Origin of the sequence: Leucobacter sp. BZR 635, assembly GCF_048061935.2 — a bacterium.
GTDB lineage: Bacteria > Actinomycetota > Actinomycetes > Actinomycetales > Microbacteriaceae > Leucobacter.
On the sequence record NZ_JBLUNZ020000036.1, the window covers coordinates 51161 to 67515 of the forward strand.

14 protein-coding genes are annotated in these 16355 nt (G+C 68.5%); 10 read left to right on the forward strand and 4 right to left on the reverse strand.

The window, feature by feature from the left end; all coding sequences use genetic code 11:
- Nucleotides 1-70 precede the first annotated feature (70 nt).
- Both ACI1US_RS07195 and ACI1US_RS07200 read left to right on the forward strand, forming a co-directional pair.
- Entirely contained in the window at nucleotides 71-940 is an 870-nt protein-coding gene (locus ACI1US_RS07195; protein WP_461639353.1) for a hypothetical protein, read from the forward strand.
- A gap of 83 nt (nucleotides 941-1023) precedes the next feature.
- Nucleotides 1024-1869 carry a Pr6Pr family membrane protein gene (locus ACI1US_RS07200; protein ID WP_461639355.1) on the forward strand — a complete coding sequence of 282 codons (846 nt, stop codon included), beginning with the start codon at nucleotides 1024-1026 and terminating at the stop codon, nucleotides 1867-1869.
- On the opposite strand, the gene ACI1US_RS07205 is transcribed toward ACI1US_RS07200, so the two are convergent.
- Nucleotides 1862-2374, reverse strand: a complete 513-nt coding sequence (locus tag ACI1US_RS07205) for a single-stranded DNA-binding protein (protein ID WP_461639357.1) — start codon at nucleotides 2372-2374, stop codon at nucleotides 1862-1864. The genes ACI1US_RS07200 and ACI1US_RS07205 overlap by 8 nt on opposite strands.
- A gap of 195 nt (nucleotides 2375-2569) precedes the next feature.
- Here ACI1US_RS07205 and ACI1US_RS07210 point away from each other — a divergent pair, with 195 nt between their 5' ends.
- Entirely contained in the window at nucleotides 2570-3052 is a 483-nt protein-coding gene (locus ACI1US_RS07210; RefSeq protein ID WP_461639359.1) for a DUF6993 domain-containing protein, read from the forward strand.
- A gap of 151 nt (nucleotides 3053-3203) precedes the next feature.
- On the opposite strand, the gene ACI1US_RS07215 is transcribed toward ACI1US_RS07210, so the two are convergent.
- Nucleotides 3204-4052 carry a phosphotransferase gene (locus tag ACI1US_RS07215; protein WP_461639361.1) on the reverse strand — a complete coding sequence of 283 codons (849 nt, stop codon included), beginning with the start codon at nucleotides 4050-4052 and terminating at the stop codon, nucleotides 3204-3206.
- A gap of 110 nt (nucleotides 4053-4162) precedes the next feature.
- Between ACI1US_RS07215 and ettA the strand changes: the two genes are divergently transcribed.
- Nucleotides 4163-5842 (forward strand): energy-dependent translational throttle protein EttA, encoded by a 1680-nt coding sequence (ettA, locus tag ACI1US_RS07220; protein ID WP_416549482.1) that lies wholly within the window; start codon nucleotides 4163-4165, stop codon nucleotides 5840-5842.
- Nucleotides 5843-5957: 115 nt separating this feature from the next.
- Nucleotides 5958-6425 (forward strand): acyl-CoA thioesterase, encoded by a 468-nt coding sequence (locus ACI1US_RS07225; protein WP_416549483.1) that lies wholly within the window; start codon nucleotides 5958-5960, stop codon nucleotides 6423-6425.
- A 25-nt stretch (nucleotides 6426-6450) separates the two neighbouring features.
- Here ACI1US_RS07225 and ACI1US_RS07230 read toward each other — a convergent pair whose 3' ends face one another.
- The gene (locus ACI1US_RS07230; RefSeq protein ID WP_416549484.1) at nucleotides 6451-7371 is read right to left on the reverse strand and encodes an acyl-CoA thioesterase; all 921 of its coding nucleotides are present in this window, start codon (nucleotides 7369-7371) and stop codon (nucleotides 6451-6453) included.
- A 62-nt stretch (nucleotides 7372-7433) separates the two neighbouring features.
- On the opposite strand from ACI1US_RS07230, the gene ACI1US_RS07235 reads away from it, so the two are divergent.
- The 5 genes from ACI1US_RS07235 (at nucleotide 7434) to ACI1US_RS07255 (ending at nucleotide 14813) form a co-directional block, all read left to right on the forward strand.
- On the forward strand, nucleotides 7434-8096 hold the full coding sequence (locus tag ACI1US_RS07235; RefSeq protein ID WP_461639364.1) for a hypothetical protein: 663 nt from the start codon (nucleotides 7434-7436) through the stop codon (nucleotides 8094-8096).
- 31 nt (nucleotides 8097-8127) lie between these two features.
- Entirely contained in the window at nucleotides 8128-8379 is a 252-nt protein-coding gene (gene rpoZ, locus ACI1US_RS07240; RefSeq protein WP_042544196.1) for a DNA-directed RNA polymerase subunit omega, read from the forward strand.
- 92 nt (nucleotides 8380-8471) lie between these two features.
- Nucleotides 8472-9674 (forward strand): methionine adenosyltransferase, encoded by a 1203-nt coding sequence (metK, locus tag ACI1US_RS07245; protein WP_416549485.1) that lies wholly within the window; start codon nucleotides 8472-8474, stop codon nucleotides 9672-9674.
- A gap of 11 nt (nucleotides 9675-9685) precedes the next feature.
- Entirely contained in the window at nucleotides 9686-11770 is a 2085-nt protein-coding gene (locus ACI1US_RS07250; protein ID WP_461639367.1) for a primosomal protein N' family DNA-binding protein, read from the forward strand.
- A complete protein-coding gene (locus ACI1US_RS07255) occupies nucleotides 11763-14813 on the forward strand; it encodes a DEAD/DEAH box helicase family protein (protein ID WP_461639369.1) in 3051 nt (1016 codons plus the stop codon). Before ACI1US_RS07250 ends, ACI1US_RS07255 begins: the two co-directional genes overlap by 8 nt.
- Nucleotides 14814-14969: 156 nt before the next feature.
- On the opposite strand, the gene trpB is transcribed toward ACI1US_RS07255, so the two are convergent.
- Nucleotides 14970-16211 (reverse strand): tryptophan synthase subunit beta, encoded by a 1242-nt coding sequence (gene trpB / locus ACI1US_RS07260; protein WP_461639371.1) that lies wholly within the window; start codon nucleotides 16209-16211, stop codon nucleotides 14970-14972.
- Nucleotides 16212-16355 lie beyond the last annotated feature (144 nt).

Here is a 16355-nt window from a genome sequence, read left to right on the forward strand (position 1 = left end):
CGCTGCTACGTTCGGAAATGGCTCCCATTGTCGGGGGCCGTTTCACTTCACGTTCTCGGGAGGAACTCTCATGCCTGGTCTGCTCTCGCCCCTCACAGATCGGCGCCTGGTGGTCGTTCTCCTCGTGCTGGTCGGGCTCGTCGCGTTGCCCGCTTGCACGTCGCGGTCTTCCCCCGCGGAGGGGGAGTCCTCTGCTGTTGACGCAGGGGCGGAAGAGGATGTGGAGCTGGATGAGGTCGAGAAGGCCGAGGAAGTCGAGGAGCCGCCCGCTGAGCCCGCCTCGCCGTTTGATTTTGTGAGCAGCTCGGTGCTCAGCGACGAAGACGGCTACTCGTACAAACTTGACATCGAAGCCGTTTTTTCTTCTCAGATCGACAAAGACGTCACGCACGAAAAGCCCGGGTTTGCTACCGCGCTCGTTGCGTTGGAACGTGGCGTTGGGACGCTTGAGAATCTCACGCCGGAACGCGCCGCGAACCCCGTCTTCGTGGTGTCTCCCTTCCAGCTCTCCGCGGTCTACCCCGCGTCGAGCCCAGTGTGCGGTCTCGACGCCGCTCGAGACAAGATACTTCGCATTGACGGAGAGCCGTGTTTCATCGAAATCGCAACGGCGGCAGCGGTGTTTGACGACCGGAGCCACCCGCTTGGCGTGGGAGAGGTTAAGAACGTTGAGGTCGGCGTCATGGGGCAAATGATGAGCGACTACAAAGAGGGTGTACTCGGGGATAACGTGGTGCGGTTCCGGGGGATCCCCGAAGCCGAGTGGGAGACCTATGTGGACGCTATCCAGAACCCGGAGTATGTCATGTTGGCACTCGGCGTAGCTGGCGAGATCGTGAGTCCCGTCATGTGTGAGCGCGTGATCAAGCGGCAGGCATGGCCAGGTGCCAACGACCCACGCATTCTCGCCTCCACTGGCCCGCTACCGGTGTGTGAGTAGTGCGGGGCGGAGCGGGCCGGAGCTGACGACTGCGGGGTCGAATACCACCAGCGAGATTCCCGAGGATCTCGTATGATCTTGCCATGACTCGACAAACACCGAACGCTCAGATCACTGGTGGCGTGGTGTTCGAGCGCGGGGCCATCGCCGTGCGTCCGCTCGCGCTCTTCTTTCGCGTGGTGTCGCTGATAGTGATTGCGGCCGGCATCATCCGAATCACCCGAATCTTCGAGGCCAAGCCGGGCTGGCAATCGTTCACGTTTTACACGGTTCAAAGCAACGTGCTCTGCCTCGTCTGGGTCGCCCTGCTCATCTGGGCAACCGTGCGCGATATCGGCAAGACGGGCCCGCGCGGGCACTCGACACCCTCCGCGCGCTGGAGCGCGGCAGTCATGATGGCGATCACCATAACGATGCTGGTGTACCTCATCGTGCTCGTACCGATGACGTTTGTTCAAGACAGCGACTACGTGCCGTTCTCGCTCACTGACAACCTCATTCACATCATCACACCGTGTCTGCTCATTATCGATTGGTTGCTCTTCGTCCCGAAGGGGCGTATCCGAGGCTTCGATCCGCTGCTGTGGGTGCTCATTCCACTGCTGTACCTGGTGTACGCGTTCGTGTACGGCGGACTCGGCGGCGAGTTCTCGCCAGGTCAGCACTACCCGTATCCGTTCCTTGACCTTGGTGCTCACGGGGTCGGCGGCGTAGCGCTCAACGTGCTCGGCCTTGGCGTTGCGCTCGTCGCCGTCGGGTACCTGTTCTTCGGGCTCGATCGGCTGCTCTCTATCCGCTCGCGCAGGGCCGCTGTGGCTGGTCCCGGGCGCGGCAGGGGCGCGGCTGGCGCTTCTGGCGCTGCTGACGCTGCTGACGCTGCTGGCGCTGCTGGCACCCCTGGCACCGTGCCGACCGGATCACCTAGGTAGTTGCCAGGCTGGGCGTAAACCCGTCTGCGGAGAGTTGCTCTGGTGGCACGGGAGAATCGGCTGCTGTCGCGGGACCCGGGACGACCGCTCCGGGCGCCACGTCGGGGGATGCTTCCCCCTCCGCGGCACCCGCATCGCGCGGCATCGCGCCAGGCATCTTCGCGAAGCGGGAGGAGCCGAAGCGTAGGTCGTGGCCGATCCCCTCCGCGTCGATCTCAACCGATGTTCCGCTTTTTGCCTCGGCAGTCCACTGCCGCACCCGGAGCTTGCCGGTCACCACAATCCGGTCGCCCTTCTCGAGGGAGATCTTTGCGTGTGTGGCGAGGCTGCGGAAGGTATTCACTGTGAACCAGTTGGTGTCGCCGTCGATCCACTCCTGCTTTGCTGCGTCGTAGCGCCGGGCAGCGCTCGCGAGGCGAAAGGTGCAGAACTCGGCTCCGCCGGCCGGGGTGAACAGCTTGGGGGTGGTCGCAATCTGGCCGACTGCGCTGAACTGCTGGGACATTGTTGCTCCTTGGGGCTGGGCGAGATGATCTCGGGAAGATGGTGTGGAACCAGCGTGCCGTGGCGGGGAAGCCAGCGAACAGAAAACCCTGCATGTGTGGATGAATCGGGCGAGGCCAGGCGAATTTTCACGCTGTGGGGAATGCTCCCAGCATTGCGGAGGTGTTGCCGCCCGCACTCCCCATAGACTTGGGCCATGGTTGTGAAACGAGCCCGCCGAACCTCTGCCGCGGTTGCCGGCTCCCTGCTGCTCATGCTGGGGCTCAGCTCGTGTTCCCTGATCGAGGGGCCGACGCCGGTGACCCCTGAGCGGCCGCAGGTCGAGGTGCCCGCCGAGCCCGCGCAGTTCATTCCCGGTGGCTCAGCGGAGGAGAACCTGCCGTTCTTTACGCAGCTGCTCAGCGAATACTCGGCGGGGGACCAGCCAATTCAAGGGCAGCCCATCGTCGATGCTGTGGCTGCAGGGGGCTTTGACAAGGCAGCGATGCAGGTCTCGTTCGATCACTCGCAGACAAACCTCGTCGCAGACAGCATCTATGTTGCCGTGCGCTCGGACGAAACCTGCCTGATTGGGCAGCTCGTTACCGAGGATAGGGAAGTAGCGACGCAGGCCGTGGCTGCTGTCGGCCCCGACCGCAATGTCTGTCTCATCGGAAACACCCGCCCCATCGACTGGTAGCTGCCCGGTGCCGGCGCGCTCATAGGGCATCAGTTCAGCGATACAGGGGGTGTTGGGCGGCAAAAGTGATGCCGATTCGCTGAAGGCATATCATCTGAGCGCCGTGAGGCGGGGATGGGCAGGGAAGGGCGGGCAGGGGAGCCGGCCAGAGTCAGCTCACATCCCAGAGCAGGCGGTAGTAGGCGATCCGCTCGGGGTCTGGATCGATGCCGTAGCCCTCATAGACGAGGTGCTCGTAGCCCGGGCCGTAGTTCCACTCCGTGCTCCACGCCGCAACGGCGAGGTCGGCCCAGCGGTCACCGACGCCCAGCTCGCCGAGGTCGACGTGGGCCGTGAACTCACCGGCCTCATCAAGCAGCGTATTCGGCGCGCACGCGTCGCCGTGGCACACCACGGGATCGAGTACCTCGGGGGAGTTGCCGAGCAGCTCGCGGACGCGCGCGACGCTCAACCCGCGGTAGTCAGCGTGCCAGTCGGCCGGCCCGTCGCCTGCACGAGTGCGCGTCTCAAACTGCGCGAGTCTCGTCGGAACATCCCACCTGAACGGGCAGTCGGTGACGGGCAGGGTCTCGTGCAGCACTCGCAGCCCGGCGCCGATTGCGCGCGCCGCCGCGGAGGCGGCTGCGGGCGGCGCGATCCACTGCGGCGCGACCGCTGAATCCCCGGGAATCGCTGTCGTGACGAGCCAGGAGCCCGTGCCGTCTGATCCGTGCTCGAGTACCTCGGGCACGGCCGCGCCGTGGGCGCGCGCCCAGGCGAGGCGTTCGGCCTCGTCGGGCAAGGAAATCTCGGGGGTGCCAGCTGCGACCCACTTGATGAAGCGCGGCCCGCGCTGAGCGTCAGCGCCAGACCCCACGCCCGCATCCCGAAACGTCAGCCCGCCGAGCCCATTCACCCACACCGGCTGCACCGAGCGCCCGCCGGCGAGTTCGGCCACGCGCGCGGGCACCACGACCGGCCCCGTGGGGATCTGTGCGAGCGGTGCGCCGAAGTCACTCATGGAATTGATTCTCACACAGGGCTGGTGCCTCGCAGAGCGGGTAGAGTGGTGGGCGATAGATTCCACTTTTGTGAAACAGGGAGTTCGGGGCGCACGCGCCCGGAAAACATATGGCTGAATACATTTACCAGATGAGCCGCGCGCGCAAGGCGGTCGGCGAGAAGCTGATCCTTGACGACGTCTCGATGTCGTTCCTGCCCGGCGCGAAGATCGGCATGGTCGGCCCGAACGGTGCCGGTAAGTCGACGATCCTCAAGATCATGGCCGGCATGGACACGCCCTCGAACGGCGAGGCAATGCTGTCGCCCGGCTACACGGTCGGCATCCTCATGCAAGAGCCGGAGCTCGACGAGACCAAGACGGTGCTCCAGAACATCGAGGACGGCATCGCGATCAAGGCGAAGCTCGACCGGTTCAACGAGATCTCCGCGCTCATGGCCGAGCCCGACGCTGACTTCGACGCGCTGCTCGCCGAGATGGGCACGCTGCAGGAAGAGATCGACGCAGCCGACGGCTGGGATCTCGACAACCAGCTCGCGCAGGCGATGGACGCACTCCGCACGCCCCCTGGCGACGCAGAGGTTGGCCCGCTCTCCGGCGGCGAGAAGCGCCGCGTTGCGCTGACGAAGTTGCTGCTGCAGAAGCCCGACCTGCTGCTCCTCGATGAGCCCACGAACCACCTTGACGCCGAGAGCGTGCTGTGGCTCGAGCAGCACCTGCAGAAGTACCACGGCGCCGTCATCGCGATTACGCACGATAGGTACTTCCTTGACAACGTCGCCGAGTGGATCGCCGAGGTCGACCGCGGTCGCCTCATCGGCTACGAGGGCAACTACTCGACCTACCTCGAGAAGAAGGCCGAGCGCCTCGACGTGCAGGGCAAGAAGGACCAGAAGCTCGCACGCCGTCTGAAGGACGAGCTCGAGTGGGTCCGCTCGAACACGAAGGGCCGCCAGGCGAAGTCGAAGGCGCGTCTTGCGCGCTACGAAGAGATGGCGACCGAGGCAGAGCGCACGAAGAAGCTGGACTTTGAGGAGATCCAGATCCCCGCGGGCCCGCGACTCGGCAACATCGTCATCGAGGCGAAGGATCTCAAGAAGGGCTTCGGCGACCGCACCCTCATTGACGGGCTGTCGTTTAGCCTGCCGCCGAACGGCATTGTCGGCGTGATCGGCCCGAACGGCGTCGGCAAGACGACCCTGTTCAAGACGATCGTTGGTCTCGAACCGCTCGACTCGGGCGACCTGAAGATCGGCGAGACCGTGAAGATCAGCTACGTCGATCAGAACCGCGCGAACATCGACCCGAACAAGACGCTGTGGGAGGTCGTCAGCGAGGGCCTCGACATCATCACGGTCGGCAAGACTGAGATCCCGTCGCGCGCCTACGTCTCGAAGTTCGGCTTCAAGGGGCCGGATCAGCAGAAGAAGGCCGGCGTGCTCTCGGGTGGTGAGCGCAACCGCTTGAACCTCGCGCTCACGCTCAAGCAGGGCGGCAACCTGCTGCTCCTCGATGAGCCGACGAACGACCTCGACGTCGAAACGCTGCAGTCGCTCGAGAACGCGCTGCTCGAGTTCCCCGGTTGCGCCGTGGTCATCACGCACGATCGCTGGTTCCTCGACCGCATCGCGACGCACATCCTCGCCTACGAGGGCACGGATGAGAAGCCTGCCGACTGGCACTGGTTCGAGGGCAACTTCGAGGCCTACGAGGCAAACAAGGTAGAGCGCCTCGGCGCGGACGCGGCGAAGCCGTCGCGCGCCCACTACCGCAAGCTCACCCGCGACTAGTTCGCAATCACAGTGCCCGCAGGCCTCGCCCGCGGGCACTGTTGTTTTCGCGCTGGCGACGTCCAGCGCACATCGGCACCGCAGTGATCGCGGTGCCCGGGGAAGGATCTGAATCATGGCACGAGCACACGTCGAACTGCAGCTGCGCTGGGGCGATCAAGACGCCTACGGGCACGTGAATAACGTCGCCTATGCGCGGCTGCTTGAGGAGGCGCGCGTGCGTGCGCTGTGGATGGGAGCCGCGGTCGAACAGACCGGGCTCGAGCGCCACTTCAGTGCGAACGAAGAAGGCGAGCAGATGATGCTCGTCGCGAACCAGCAGATTGAGTTTGTGAAGGTGCTCGACTACTCGGCCGAGCTCGTCGTCGTGGAGATCTGGATCGGGAAGCTTGGTGGCGCGAGCCTCGAGATCCACTGCGAGATCCTCGACGGAGCAGCGGCCGAGCGCACCGTCGTGGCGCGCGCGATCACCGCCGCGGTGATGGTTGACGCGGTCACGGTGCGACCGGTTCGTATCACCGAGGGTGGGCGTGAAGCCATCGAGGCGTGGATGGACGAGCCGCTCGCGCTGAAGCGCGGCTGAGCACGGCTCGCGCGCCACGCGCACGCTACGACTGGCGCGGCACCCGGATCATCGACTCCTGGGAGACGCTCGCGACGAGCGCGCCCGAGCGGTCGTAGAAGCGGCCGTGCGCGAGCCCGCGGCCGCCCTGGGCCGTGGGTGACTCGAGCTCGTACAGCAGCCAGTCGTCGACGCTGAACGGCCGGTGGAACCACATCGAGTGGTCGAGGCTTGCTGCGCGCATGCCGGGGGTCGCCCAGGGGATTCCGTGCTGGCGCGTGACCGGCTCAAGCAGCACGTAGTCGCTCGCGAACGCGAGGGCCGCAGAGTGGACGGGCTGGCCGCCCGCGAGCGGTTCGCGGCTCCGGAGCCACACGAGCTGGCGGTTTGTGCGCTCGCCGACCTGCATGAACAGGTCAGATTCGACGTAGCGGAAGTCGAAGGGCCGGTTGAGCACCCACGAGTTTCGCAGGTCGCCCGTGAGGTGGCCGTACTTCTCCCAGACGCTCGGCAGGTCTTCGGGCTGCGGGATCGAGGAGACGTCGAATCCCTCCTGGTGCTCGAGCCCCTCGTCTTCGCCCTGATACGACGCGATGAGCGACATGAGGACGTCGGCGTTTTGATAGGCCTGCGCGCGCCTCGTGGAGTAGGACTTCCCATCGTAGAGTCGCGCAATCTCGAATGTCATGGGGGCGTTGCTGTCGCCCGGCCGCACGAAGTAGCCGTGCATCGAGTGGATCTCACGCCCCTCGGGGGCGGTGAGCCCGGCCGCGATGAGTGCCTGCCCGAGCACCTGGCCGCCAAAGGCGCGGCCGTGCGGTGTCGGCATTGCGGGCCCGGTGAAGATGTCGTAGTGCGTGCGGGCCTCGGTGCTCGCGAGCGAAAGCATCTTCGCGAGGTCGGGAACGTGGCCGTCGCGCTCCGTGGCCTGCTTGCCGGCGTCAGTCATCTTCGCAGCGTCAGTCATGCCGCCAGTCTATGGCTCCGCTGCTCGGCTGCTACTCACCTCGCGGCGCTAAGCTGGAAAGGATGAGCGCACACACTTCTTTCCTCAGCCTCCAAGACCAGGCCACTCGCGACGACCTGCAGAACTATCTCGGGCGACTTGCGCGCTTCGGGGAGGCCGAGGTGCGGCTGCAAACCCGCGGTGCGGTGCTCGCGGTCTACGGCTGCACCCAGGCACCGCTGAGCATCATGGATGAGTCGCCCGTGGTGCTCGTTATGCGGGCGTTCCCGCTGAGCGCGGAGCCGGCGGCTCCCGTTGATACCGTCGTCGAGGTGCGCGCACTCACCGACCGCCTTGCGCGCGTCGAGTCCGGGCTCGAGCTCGCGATGCCCGACATGACCGTCTCCGCCGCCTGGAGCGGCGTGCTCCCGCCGCTGGCGGGCTGGGAGGCGCGCGGCGAGATCGACGCCGGGTCGCTCGCCGTCGTTGCTGCCGAGGGGATGGCGCGGGTTGCTGAGAGCGTGCCGGCTGACGCGGGGGATCCCGTCGTGCAGAAGGTGCGCCGCGCGGTGTGGGGGAGTGAAATCGCCCCGGGGATCCCGGCCGCAGCGGCGTTCGCAGCCGAGGGCCTCGGCTTCCTCGCGGGGGTGGATCGGCTCACGCTTTCGGGCACGAGGGCCTGGACGCGCATGAGCGGCCGTAATGGTCATGTCATCTTGCGGCGCGGTGTTGGCCTCATGAGCTAGACTAGATGGGTCTATCTAGAGGAGTTAATTCATGGCTAATGTCAACGGCATCATCGACCCACCGATCGACGATCTGCTCGCCAAGGTGGACTCGAAGTACGCTCTCGTAGTTTTCGCCGCTCAGCGCGCGCGCCAGATCAACGACTACTACACCGATCTGCACGACGGAAACCTCTTCGACAACGTCGGCCCGCTCGTCGACTCGTCTGTCGACGACAAGCCGCTGTCGATCGCTCTCCACGAGATCGTCGAGGGCAAGCTGCAGATGACGCCTAAGGCGTAACTGCTTTCAGTGTCGGTGGCGCCGGATACCCTTACTGGTACCGGCGCCACAGCTATTCTGAGGCCGCGTTTCGCCGGCCGTGTTTGATTTCTATGCGAGGAGCCTCCGTGCTGCGTCAGTTCACCTCCGAGTCCGTCACCGAGGGACACCCCGACAAGATTTGCGACCGCATTTCTGACTCGATCCTCGACGCGATGCTGGAGCAGGATCCGGGCGCGCGCGTGGCAGTCGAGACGCTCGTGACGACGGGCCTCGTGCACGTTGCCGGCGAGGTGTCGACGAGCGGCTACGTTGAGATCCCGCAGCTCGTGCGCGACACGATCCGCGAGATCGGGTACACGAGCTCCGAGATGGGCTTCGACGCCTCCTCGTGCGGCGTATCCGTATCGATCGGGCAGCAGTCGCCCGAGATCGCCGACGGTGTCGGCGTCTCGCTCGAGGTGCGCGAGGGCGGCGACACCGACGAGCTCAGCGCGCAGGGCGCCGGCGACCAGGGCATCATGTTCGGCTTCGCGACCGACGAGACCCCCGAGCTGCAGCCGCTGCCGAGCTGGCTGTCGCACCGCCTGGCCGAGCGCCTCACGGAGGTGCGCAAGAGCGGGATCATCCCCGAGCTGCGCCCCGACGGCAAGACCCAGGTGACGATCGGCTACGACGGCGACCGGCCGGCCGCGATCGAGGCAGTTGTGGTCTCGACGCAGCACGCCGCGAGTCTCTCGGTTCCCGCGCTCCGCGAGATCGTCGCGCGCGAGGTTATTAACCCCGTGCTCGAGCTCGTGGACCTCCCGAGCGCTGACGCCGAGTTCTTCATCAACCCGGCCGGCCCCTTCGTGGTCGGCGGCCCGATGGGCGACGCGGGCCTCACCGGCCGAAAGATCATTATCGACACCTACGGCGGCGCGAGCCGCCACGGCGGCGGCGCGTTCAGCGGCAAGGATCCGTCGAAGGTCGACCGCTCGGCCGCCTACGCGATGCGCTGGGTTGCGAAGCACGTCGTGCGCGCGGGCCTCGCTCGCCGCGCCGAGCTGCAGGTCGCCTACGCGATCGGCCGCGCGACGCCCGTAGGGCTCTACGTCGAGACCTTTGGCACCGAGACCGTGCCGACGGAGCGCATCGAGGCCGCCGTGCGCGAGGTCTTCGACCTGCGCCCGCTCGCGATCATTCGCGACCTCGACCTGCTCCGCCCGATCTACGCACAGACGAGCGCCTACGGCCACTTCGGCCGCGAGCTTCCCGACTTCACGTGGGAGGCGACTCCGCGCGTCGCGGAGCTGCGCGCAGCCGCTGGCCTGTAAGGGGCGCGTGCATGCAGGCCGGGGAGACGACGTGCAGCTGTCTTGACGCGGAAGCGCCGAACGGTCGCGCCGTCGCCGAGGTACTGCTCGACTCGGCGCTGCCGCAGCTCGACCACCTCTTCGACTACGCGATTCCCGAAGACCTCGCGGGCGAGCTGCGCGTCGGCCAGCGCGTGCGCGTGCCGTTCCGCAATCAGCAGCGTAAGGCCTTCGGCTATGTCATTGGCTTTTCCGAGTCGAGCAGCTTCGGCGGAGAGCTCTCACCGATCGCCGACATCGTCAGCGCGGTGCCGCAGCTCACCCCGGAGATCTGGTCGCTCGCCCGCGCCGTCGCTGACCGGGCGGGCGGCTCCGCCGGGGACATCCTGCGGCTCGCGATCCCGCCCAGGCAGATCAGGGTCGAAAAGCAGCACCTCGCGCTCGCGGGGGAGCAGGCTGAGCCGGCGGATCCAGCAGCGCCGAGTGAGCCAGCGGAGCCAGCCGAAGCCGCGGAGCCAGCCGAAACAGCACTTCCCGACGCCGACGCGCACGAGATTGCCGGCCGGCTCGTCGGGGGCGAGCGCCTCGCGTTCACCGCGACGCACTCACCGATCCGCCTCCCGACCGGGGAATGGGTGGGTGGCTGGGCCGCGCGCCTCGCGCACCTCGCGATTGCCGTGCACGAGCAGCGCCGCAGCGTGATAGCGGTGCTGCCCGACTACCGTGACCAGGATCAGCTGCAGAGCGCCCTCGCGGCGTTCGGGGCCGACGATGTCGTGCGCGTCGACGCCAGGCAGTCGAACGGCGAGCGCTACACGAGCTTCCTCAGAGCGCTCGACAGGGTGCCGCGCATCATCATCGGCAACCGTTCCGCCGTGTACGCGCCGGCGCATGAGCTCGGCGCGATCCTCATGTGGGACGACGGCGACCCCGTGCTCGCCGAGCCGCTCTCGCCCTACGTGCACGCGCGCGACTCGGCGCTCGTGCGCGCCGAGCAGTCGGGTGCGGGGCTGTTCTTCGCCGCGCACGCCCGCTCCGCTGAGGTCGAGCGGCTCGCGCTCATCGGCTATGTCAAAGACCAGGAGAACCCGCCACGGCGTACCCGCGTCTTCCACGCCGACGCCTCGGTCGCGCCCGACGCCTTCGCCGGCCGCGTGCCAGACTTCGCCGCGCGCACGATCCGCGAGGGGCTACGCACAGGCCCCGTGCTCGTGCAGGTCGCGACCCCCGGCTACGCGCCGGTCTCGGTGTGCGGCGACTGCGGCGACCTCGCGCGCTGCACCGCCTGCGGCGGGCCGATCGGCTTCCGCGTCGCCGGCCGCGCCGCCTGCCGCTGGTGCGGCGAGCACGCGGCGGGCTGGGCCTGCCAGGGCTGCGGCGGCAACCGGCTCGCCGAGCGCGGTATGGGCTCGGCCCGCACCGTCGAGCAGTTCGAGCGGCAGTTCCGCGGCTTCCGCGTGCTGCTCTCCGACGGAGACCACCCGCGTGAGCGCGTCGATGCCCGGCCCGCGATCGTGGTCGCGACCCGCGGGGCCGAGCCGCTCGCCGCTGGGGGATACCGTGCCGTGATCCTGCTCGACGCGGAGCGGCTGCTCGGCCTCGAACACCTGCGCGCCGGCGAGGACTGCCTGCGCTGGTGGGAGAACGCGGCCGCACTTGCCGCGCCCGACGGTCACTGCCTCATGGCCTCGGGCGGCGGGCCCGTCGTGCAGGCGTTCGTGACCGGGCGCATTGACGAGTGGCTGCACAGCGAGCTCCGCGACCGGCAGGCGCTCAGGTACCCGCCGGCGGTGCGCGTCGCGAGCGTCACGGGCGGGCCAGCCGAGGTCGACCGCGCGATCGCCGCGCTCCACGCGCCCGACCGGCTGCCAGGGGTCGAGGTGCTCGGGCCGACGCCGCTCGATCCAAGCGACCCGGCCGCGCGCGGCGCGAAGCTCGTGCGCGCGATCGTGCGCTTCGAGTACGCCCGCGGCACCGACGTCGCGAAGCGCCTGCGCGGCGCGCTCGTCGCCGACGCCGCGGGCGCTTCGTCCCGGCAGAAGGGTCGCGCGCCGGGCCGCGCCCGGCCCGAGGCCCTCAGGCTGCGATTCGACGACCGCGGGGTGTTTGATGGGTGATGCGGCGGGGCCGCTCTCATCCTGGCGGTTCGCGGGCGAGTTCAGGCGCTCGCAGCTCACCATCTTCGAAGCGGTCGGTGCGGTGCCCGGGGAGGCTCCCGAGCGCCAGCTGCACATCGTCGCGCCGCCAGGCTCCGGGAAGACGCTCGTCGGGCTCGAGGTCGCCAGGCAGGACGGCGCGCGCGCTCTCGCGCTCGCCCCGACCACGACAATCCGCTCGCAGTGGGCCCGCTCCGCGCGGCAGCTCGCGGCGGGCACGTGGGGCGGCGACGACGGCTCCCCACCCGCCTCCGCTGCTGCGGTCCCGCCGGTGTCCGAAGACCCGGCATCGCTCGGCGATTTCACGGCGCTCACGTACCAGATGCTGTCGGTGCTTGAGACGAGCAACCCATTTAACGAGCTCGCGCGCGTCGAGTGGATCGACGAGCTCGTTGAGGCTGGCCGATCCTCCGCTGCCGCCGACGCGTGGCTCACAGACCTCGCCGCAACGAACCGCGCCGCCTACCAGCGAGGCGTGCGCCGCCGCTCCGGGAGGCTCCGCAAGGACGTCGTGCGGGCGGACCCGGCCGCGCTCGAGGCCGCGCTGCACCCGAACGCGCGCGCCCTCATCACCCGGATCGCCGACCATGGTGTGACGACCCTCATCCTCGACGAGTGCCACCACCTGCTCGACCACTGGGCCGTCGTCGTCCACTGCCTCGCCGGGCGAATCCGCGAGCGCGGCGTCGAACCCCTCATTATCGGGCTCACCGCGACCCTGCCGTCGGAGGACGACCGCACCCTCTACGAGAACTACACGGGCCTGCTCGGCGACGTCGACTACGAACTCCCGACGCCCGCCGTCGTCAAAGAGGGCAACCTCGCGCCATACCGAGACTTCGCCTGGTTCGTGACGCCCACCCCCGACGAGCTGACGTTTCTCCGCACACAGGATCGGCAGCTCGATCAGCTCGTGTCCGAGACGCTCGCCGGTGCAGACGGCCTCGACTTCCTCGAGCACACGCTCGTGGGCGGCGGCGCGGGTTCCGGTTCAGGCGCGGGTGCCGCAGCCGGTGCCGGATCCGAGACTCGCACAGCGCTCCTCCCGCCCACCGGTCGCGAGCTCGAGTCGCGGCTCGCGGCCGCCTTCAAGGCGGACTTCACGATTGCGGAGGCCGCGATGCGGGAGCTCGCGGAACTCGATCCTCATCACGACATCGTGCGCGCTGGCGGCCCCGCGGCCACCACGCGGCCGAGCACCGAGCAGCGGCTGCGTGTGCTCGCCCGCTACGCCCTCGAGCGCATCTTGCCAGACCCCGAGCGGGCGGCGCTGTGGGCGAAGACGCGCGGCGTGCTCGCCGACTTCGGCTACCACCTCACCGACCGCGGCGTGCGGCGGGGCCGCGATCCGATCGACCAGGTGCTCGCAACCTCTGCGGCGAAGGACAGCGCGATCGGCGAGATCCTTCGCCTCGAACTCGGCACCGACACCGGGAGCGACATGCGCGCGGTGGTGCTCGTCGACTTCGCCGTGCACGGGCACGGAACCGCCTCGCGCGGTGACCGGGCCGGGGCGCTCCGCTGTTTTGACACGGTCGTGGCAGACCCGCGGCTGACTGTGCTCCGGCCCGTCATGGTCACGGGGCAACACGTGCGGATCGCGGCGCGCGATACGGCGGCGCTGCTGCCGCGGCTTGCGGCGATCCTCGGGCGCGAACTCGCGACGAGCGAGACCCCGAACCCCGCCGTCGTTGAGCTTGAGACCGCGGGGCTCGGATCCGCCGCCGTGGTCGCCGCCGTCTCGCAGCTCGTCGCCGAGGGAAGCGTGCGACTGCTCGTCGGCACCCGCGGGCTGCTCGGCGAGGGCTGGGACTGCCCCGCGGTGAACACGCTCATCGACCTGTCGGTCGCGGCAACCTCCGCTGCCACCCAGCAGCTGCGGGGCCGAACGCTCAGGCTCGACCCCACCTGGCCCGAGAAAGTCGCGCACAACTGGACCGTCGCCTGCGTGCTCGAAGCCGACACGAAGCTCGACGGCACGAGCGACGTGGCGCGGCTCACCCGCAAGCACGCGCAGGTCTGGGGGATCGCCCTCGACGAAACCGCGGCGGTCGTGCGCGGGCTTGAACACACGCTGACCTCGCGGCAGCGCGTGCAGCTTGACGCGCTCAGCGCCAAACGGGTGCCGGCGACGCGCGCCGCCGACCTCAACCGGGCGACCGTCGAGGCGCTGCCGCGGCGATCCGACACCCGGCTGCAGTGGCGGATCGGCGAGGACTACCTCGGAGAGGAGCGGGCGGCCCTGGCCATCTCTGGACCGCCGAAGCGACGCCCGTTCGCGAGCTCGGTGACGCTGCAGTTCGTGCTGCTGATGCTCGGCACGCTGCTCGTCCTGGCGCTGCTGCAGCTCGAGCGTTTCGGGTCGCGGCTGCGCGAGATGCCCGTGGGTGGCGCGGTCGTGACGGTGCTGTTCGCGCTCGCCGTGACGCTCTGGGGCGCGCGGGATATCCTCGGGGAACTCTGGCGGTCGGTGCGCCAGCGGGCGCTGCCCGCGACCGCCTACCAGGGTGCCGCCTTCGCGATCGCCCGAGTGCTCCACAGCCGCGACTTCGTGCGCGCCTTCGGCCGGGGCAACATCGCGGTCGTTCCGCAGCACGCGACTCCGAGGGTCGTCTCCCACTACACGGTCGAGGTGCGCGGCGGGTCGCTCGCGGAGCAGCGGCTCCTGCTCGACACCCTCGAAGAGCTCATGGCGCCGGTGCGCTCGCCGAGGTTTCTGCTTGAGATTGGCGTCTCGCCGCTGAGCCTGCGAAACCCGGTGAGCTGGCTCGCCGGGAGGATCACCTCGCTGCTGGGCGTGCGCACCCGGTACCTCCAGGTGCCCGCGGTGCTCGGCAAGCGTCGGGCCGACGCGCAGCTGTTCGCGCGCGAGTGGACGCGTCAGGTGGGGCCCTGCACGCTGCACGAGATTGATTCGCCCGAGGAGCTCGCGCTGCTCACCCGCGCCCGCAAGCGGAGCGCCGCCCCGGACACCCGCACAACTCGCCGGGAGGTCTGGGCGTAGGAGTGGCGGGTGGGGGTCCGCCGGAGTACCCCCTTCCTGCAAAAGCACCCCCTTTCTACGCGCAGAAAGGGGGTGCTTTTGCAGGAAGGGGGTGCTTGCGCGGGCGACGCAGTTCCTGGGCCGGGCCCGGGAGCGCGAAGGCAGCGCCACGGGCGTTTACTTCGCGAGCAGCTCCGCGACGAAGTCCACGTCCTTGTCGCCGCGGCCCGAGAGGTTCACGATGATGACCTCGTCGGCACCCAGCGTCGGCGCGAGCTTCACGGCGTGCGCGACCGCGTGCGATGACTCGAGCGCGGGGATGATGCCCTCGGTGCGGGTGAGCAGCTGGAACGCCGCGAGCGTCTCGGCGTCTGAGGCGATCACGTAGTCCGCGCGCCCGAGCTGCTCGAGCCTGGCATGCTGCGGGCCGACGCCCGGGTAGTCGATGCCCGAGGCGATCGAGTGCACCGCCGACGGCTCGCCCACCGCGTCCTGCAGCACCTTCGTGCGCATGCCGTGGAGCACTCCGGGGGTGCCGAGCGTCATGGTCGCCGCGTGGCGGGTGCCCTCGAGGCCCTCACCGCCGGGCTCGACGCCGACGAGCTTCACTGACTCGTCCCCGAGGAACGCGGTGAACAGGCCGAGCGCGTTGGATCCGCCGCCGACCGCCGCGACGAGGTAGTCGGGGAGTGTGCCCTCAGCCTCAAGGATCTGTGCACGCGCCTCGCGGCCGACGACGGACTGGAAGTCGCGCACCATCGTCGGGTAGGGGTGGGGGCCGACGACGGAGCCGATCGCGAAGAAGTATTCCTCCGGATCTGCCGCGTAGGTGCCGAATGCAGAATCGACGGCTTCCTTGAGCGAGCGGCCGCCCTCCTCGACGGTGACGACCGTCGCTCCGAGCAGCTCCATGCGCACGACGTTCGGGTGCTGCTTCGCGACGTCGATCGCGCCCATGTGGATCTCGCACTTCAGCCCGGTGAGGGCCGCGGCGGTGGCGAGCGCCACGCCGTGCTGGCCCGCTCCGGTCTCTGCGATGAGGGTGCGCTTGCCCATGCGCTTGGCGAGCAGCGCCTCGCCAAGGGTGTGGTTGATCTTGTGCGCGCCGGTGTGGTTGAGGTCTTCGCGCTTGAGGTAGATCTTCGCGCCGCCGAGCTTTCGGCTGAGGTTCTCCGCGTAGTACAGGAGCGAGGGCCGGCCGACGTACTTCGAGAGCAGCGCCTGGTACTCGGCCTGGAATGCGGGGTCGGCGCTGGCCGCTGCGTACTCGCGAGCGACCTCTGCCATCGGCTCGACGAGGTGGGGCGGGAGCTCTGCGCCGCCGAACTCGCCAAAGAAGCCGGCCTCGTCGGCCTGGTAGTCGGGGTGCAGCGCGGGTGCGTCAGCCGTTACAGCATGCGCGGAATCAGCGTGAGACATGGGTGGTGAGCTCCTGGTGTTGAGCCTCGCACTGCGCCACCGAAACGAAAACCGCCCGAGTGACATGCACTGCGAGGCGGTGTGGGTTCTGGGTTCTGCGTAAGAACGTGGCCGCCTCTAGGCGAGCCACCACTCCTGGTTGAG

Excerpts from the sequence above, each read along its gene's own strand:
- ACI1US_RS07195 (WP_461639353.1), top strand. The coding sequence starts at position 71 with ATGCCTGGTCTGCTCTCGCCCCTCACAGATCGGCGCCTGGTGGTCGTT.
- ACI1US_RS07200 (WP_461639355.1), top strand. The coding sequence starts at position 1,024 with ATGACTCGACAAACACCGAACGCTCAGATCACTGGTGGCGTGGTGTTC.
- ACI1US_RS07205 (WP_461639357.1), bottom strand. The coding sequence starts at position 2,374 with ATGTCCCAGCAGTTCAGCGCAGTCGGCCAGATTGCGACCACCCCCAAG.
- ACI1US_RS07210 (WP_461639359.1), top strand. The coding sequence starts at position 2,570 with ATGGTTGTGAAACGAGCCCGCCGAACCTCTGCCGCGGTTGCCGGCTCC.
- ACI1US_RS07215 (WP_461639361.1), bottom strand. The coding sequence starts at position 4,052 with ATGAGTGACTTCGGCGCACCGCTCGCACAGATCCCCACGGGGCCGGTC.
- ettA (WP_416549482.1), top strand. The coding sequence starts at position 4,163 with ATGGCTGAATACATTTACCAGATGAGCCGCGCGCGCAAGGCGGTCGGC.
- ACI1US_RS07225 (WP_416549483.1), top strand. The coding sequence starts at position 5,958 with ATGGCACGAGCACACGTCGAACTGCAGCTGCGCTGGGGCGATCAAGAC.
- ACI1US_RS07230 (WP_416549484.1), bottom strand. The coding sequence starts at position 7,371 with ATGACTGACGCTGCGAAGATGACTGACGCCGGCAAGCAGGCCACGGAG.
- ACI1US_RS07235 (WP_461639364.1), top strand. The coding sequence starts at position 7,434 with ATGAGCGCACACACTTCTTTCCTCAGCCTCCAAGACCAGGCCACTCGC.
- rpoZ (WP_042544196.1), top strand. The coding sequence starts at position 8,128 with ATGGCTAATGTCAACGGCATCATCGACCCACCGATCGACGATCTGCTC.
- metK (WP_416549485.1), top strand. The coding sequence starts at position 8,472 with ATGCGAGGAGCCTCCGTGCTGCGTCAGTTCACCTCCGAGTCCGTCACC.
- ACI1US_RS07250 (WP_461639367.1), top strand. The coding sequence starts at position 9,686 with ATGCAGGCCGGGGAGACGACGTGCAGCTGTCTTGACGCGGAAGCGCCG.
- ACI1US_RS07255 (WP_461639369.1), top strand. The coding sequence starts at position 11,763 with ATGGGTGATGCGGCGGGGCCGCTCTCATCCTGGCGGTTCGCGGGCGAG.
- trpB (WP_461639371.1), bottom strand. The coding sequence starts at position 16,211 with ATGTCTCACGCTGATTCCGCGCATGCTGTAACGGCTGACGCACCCGCG.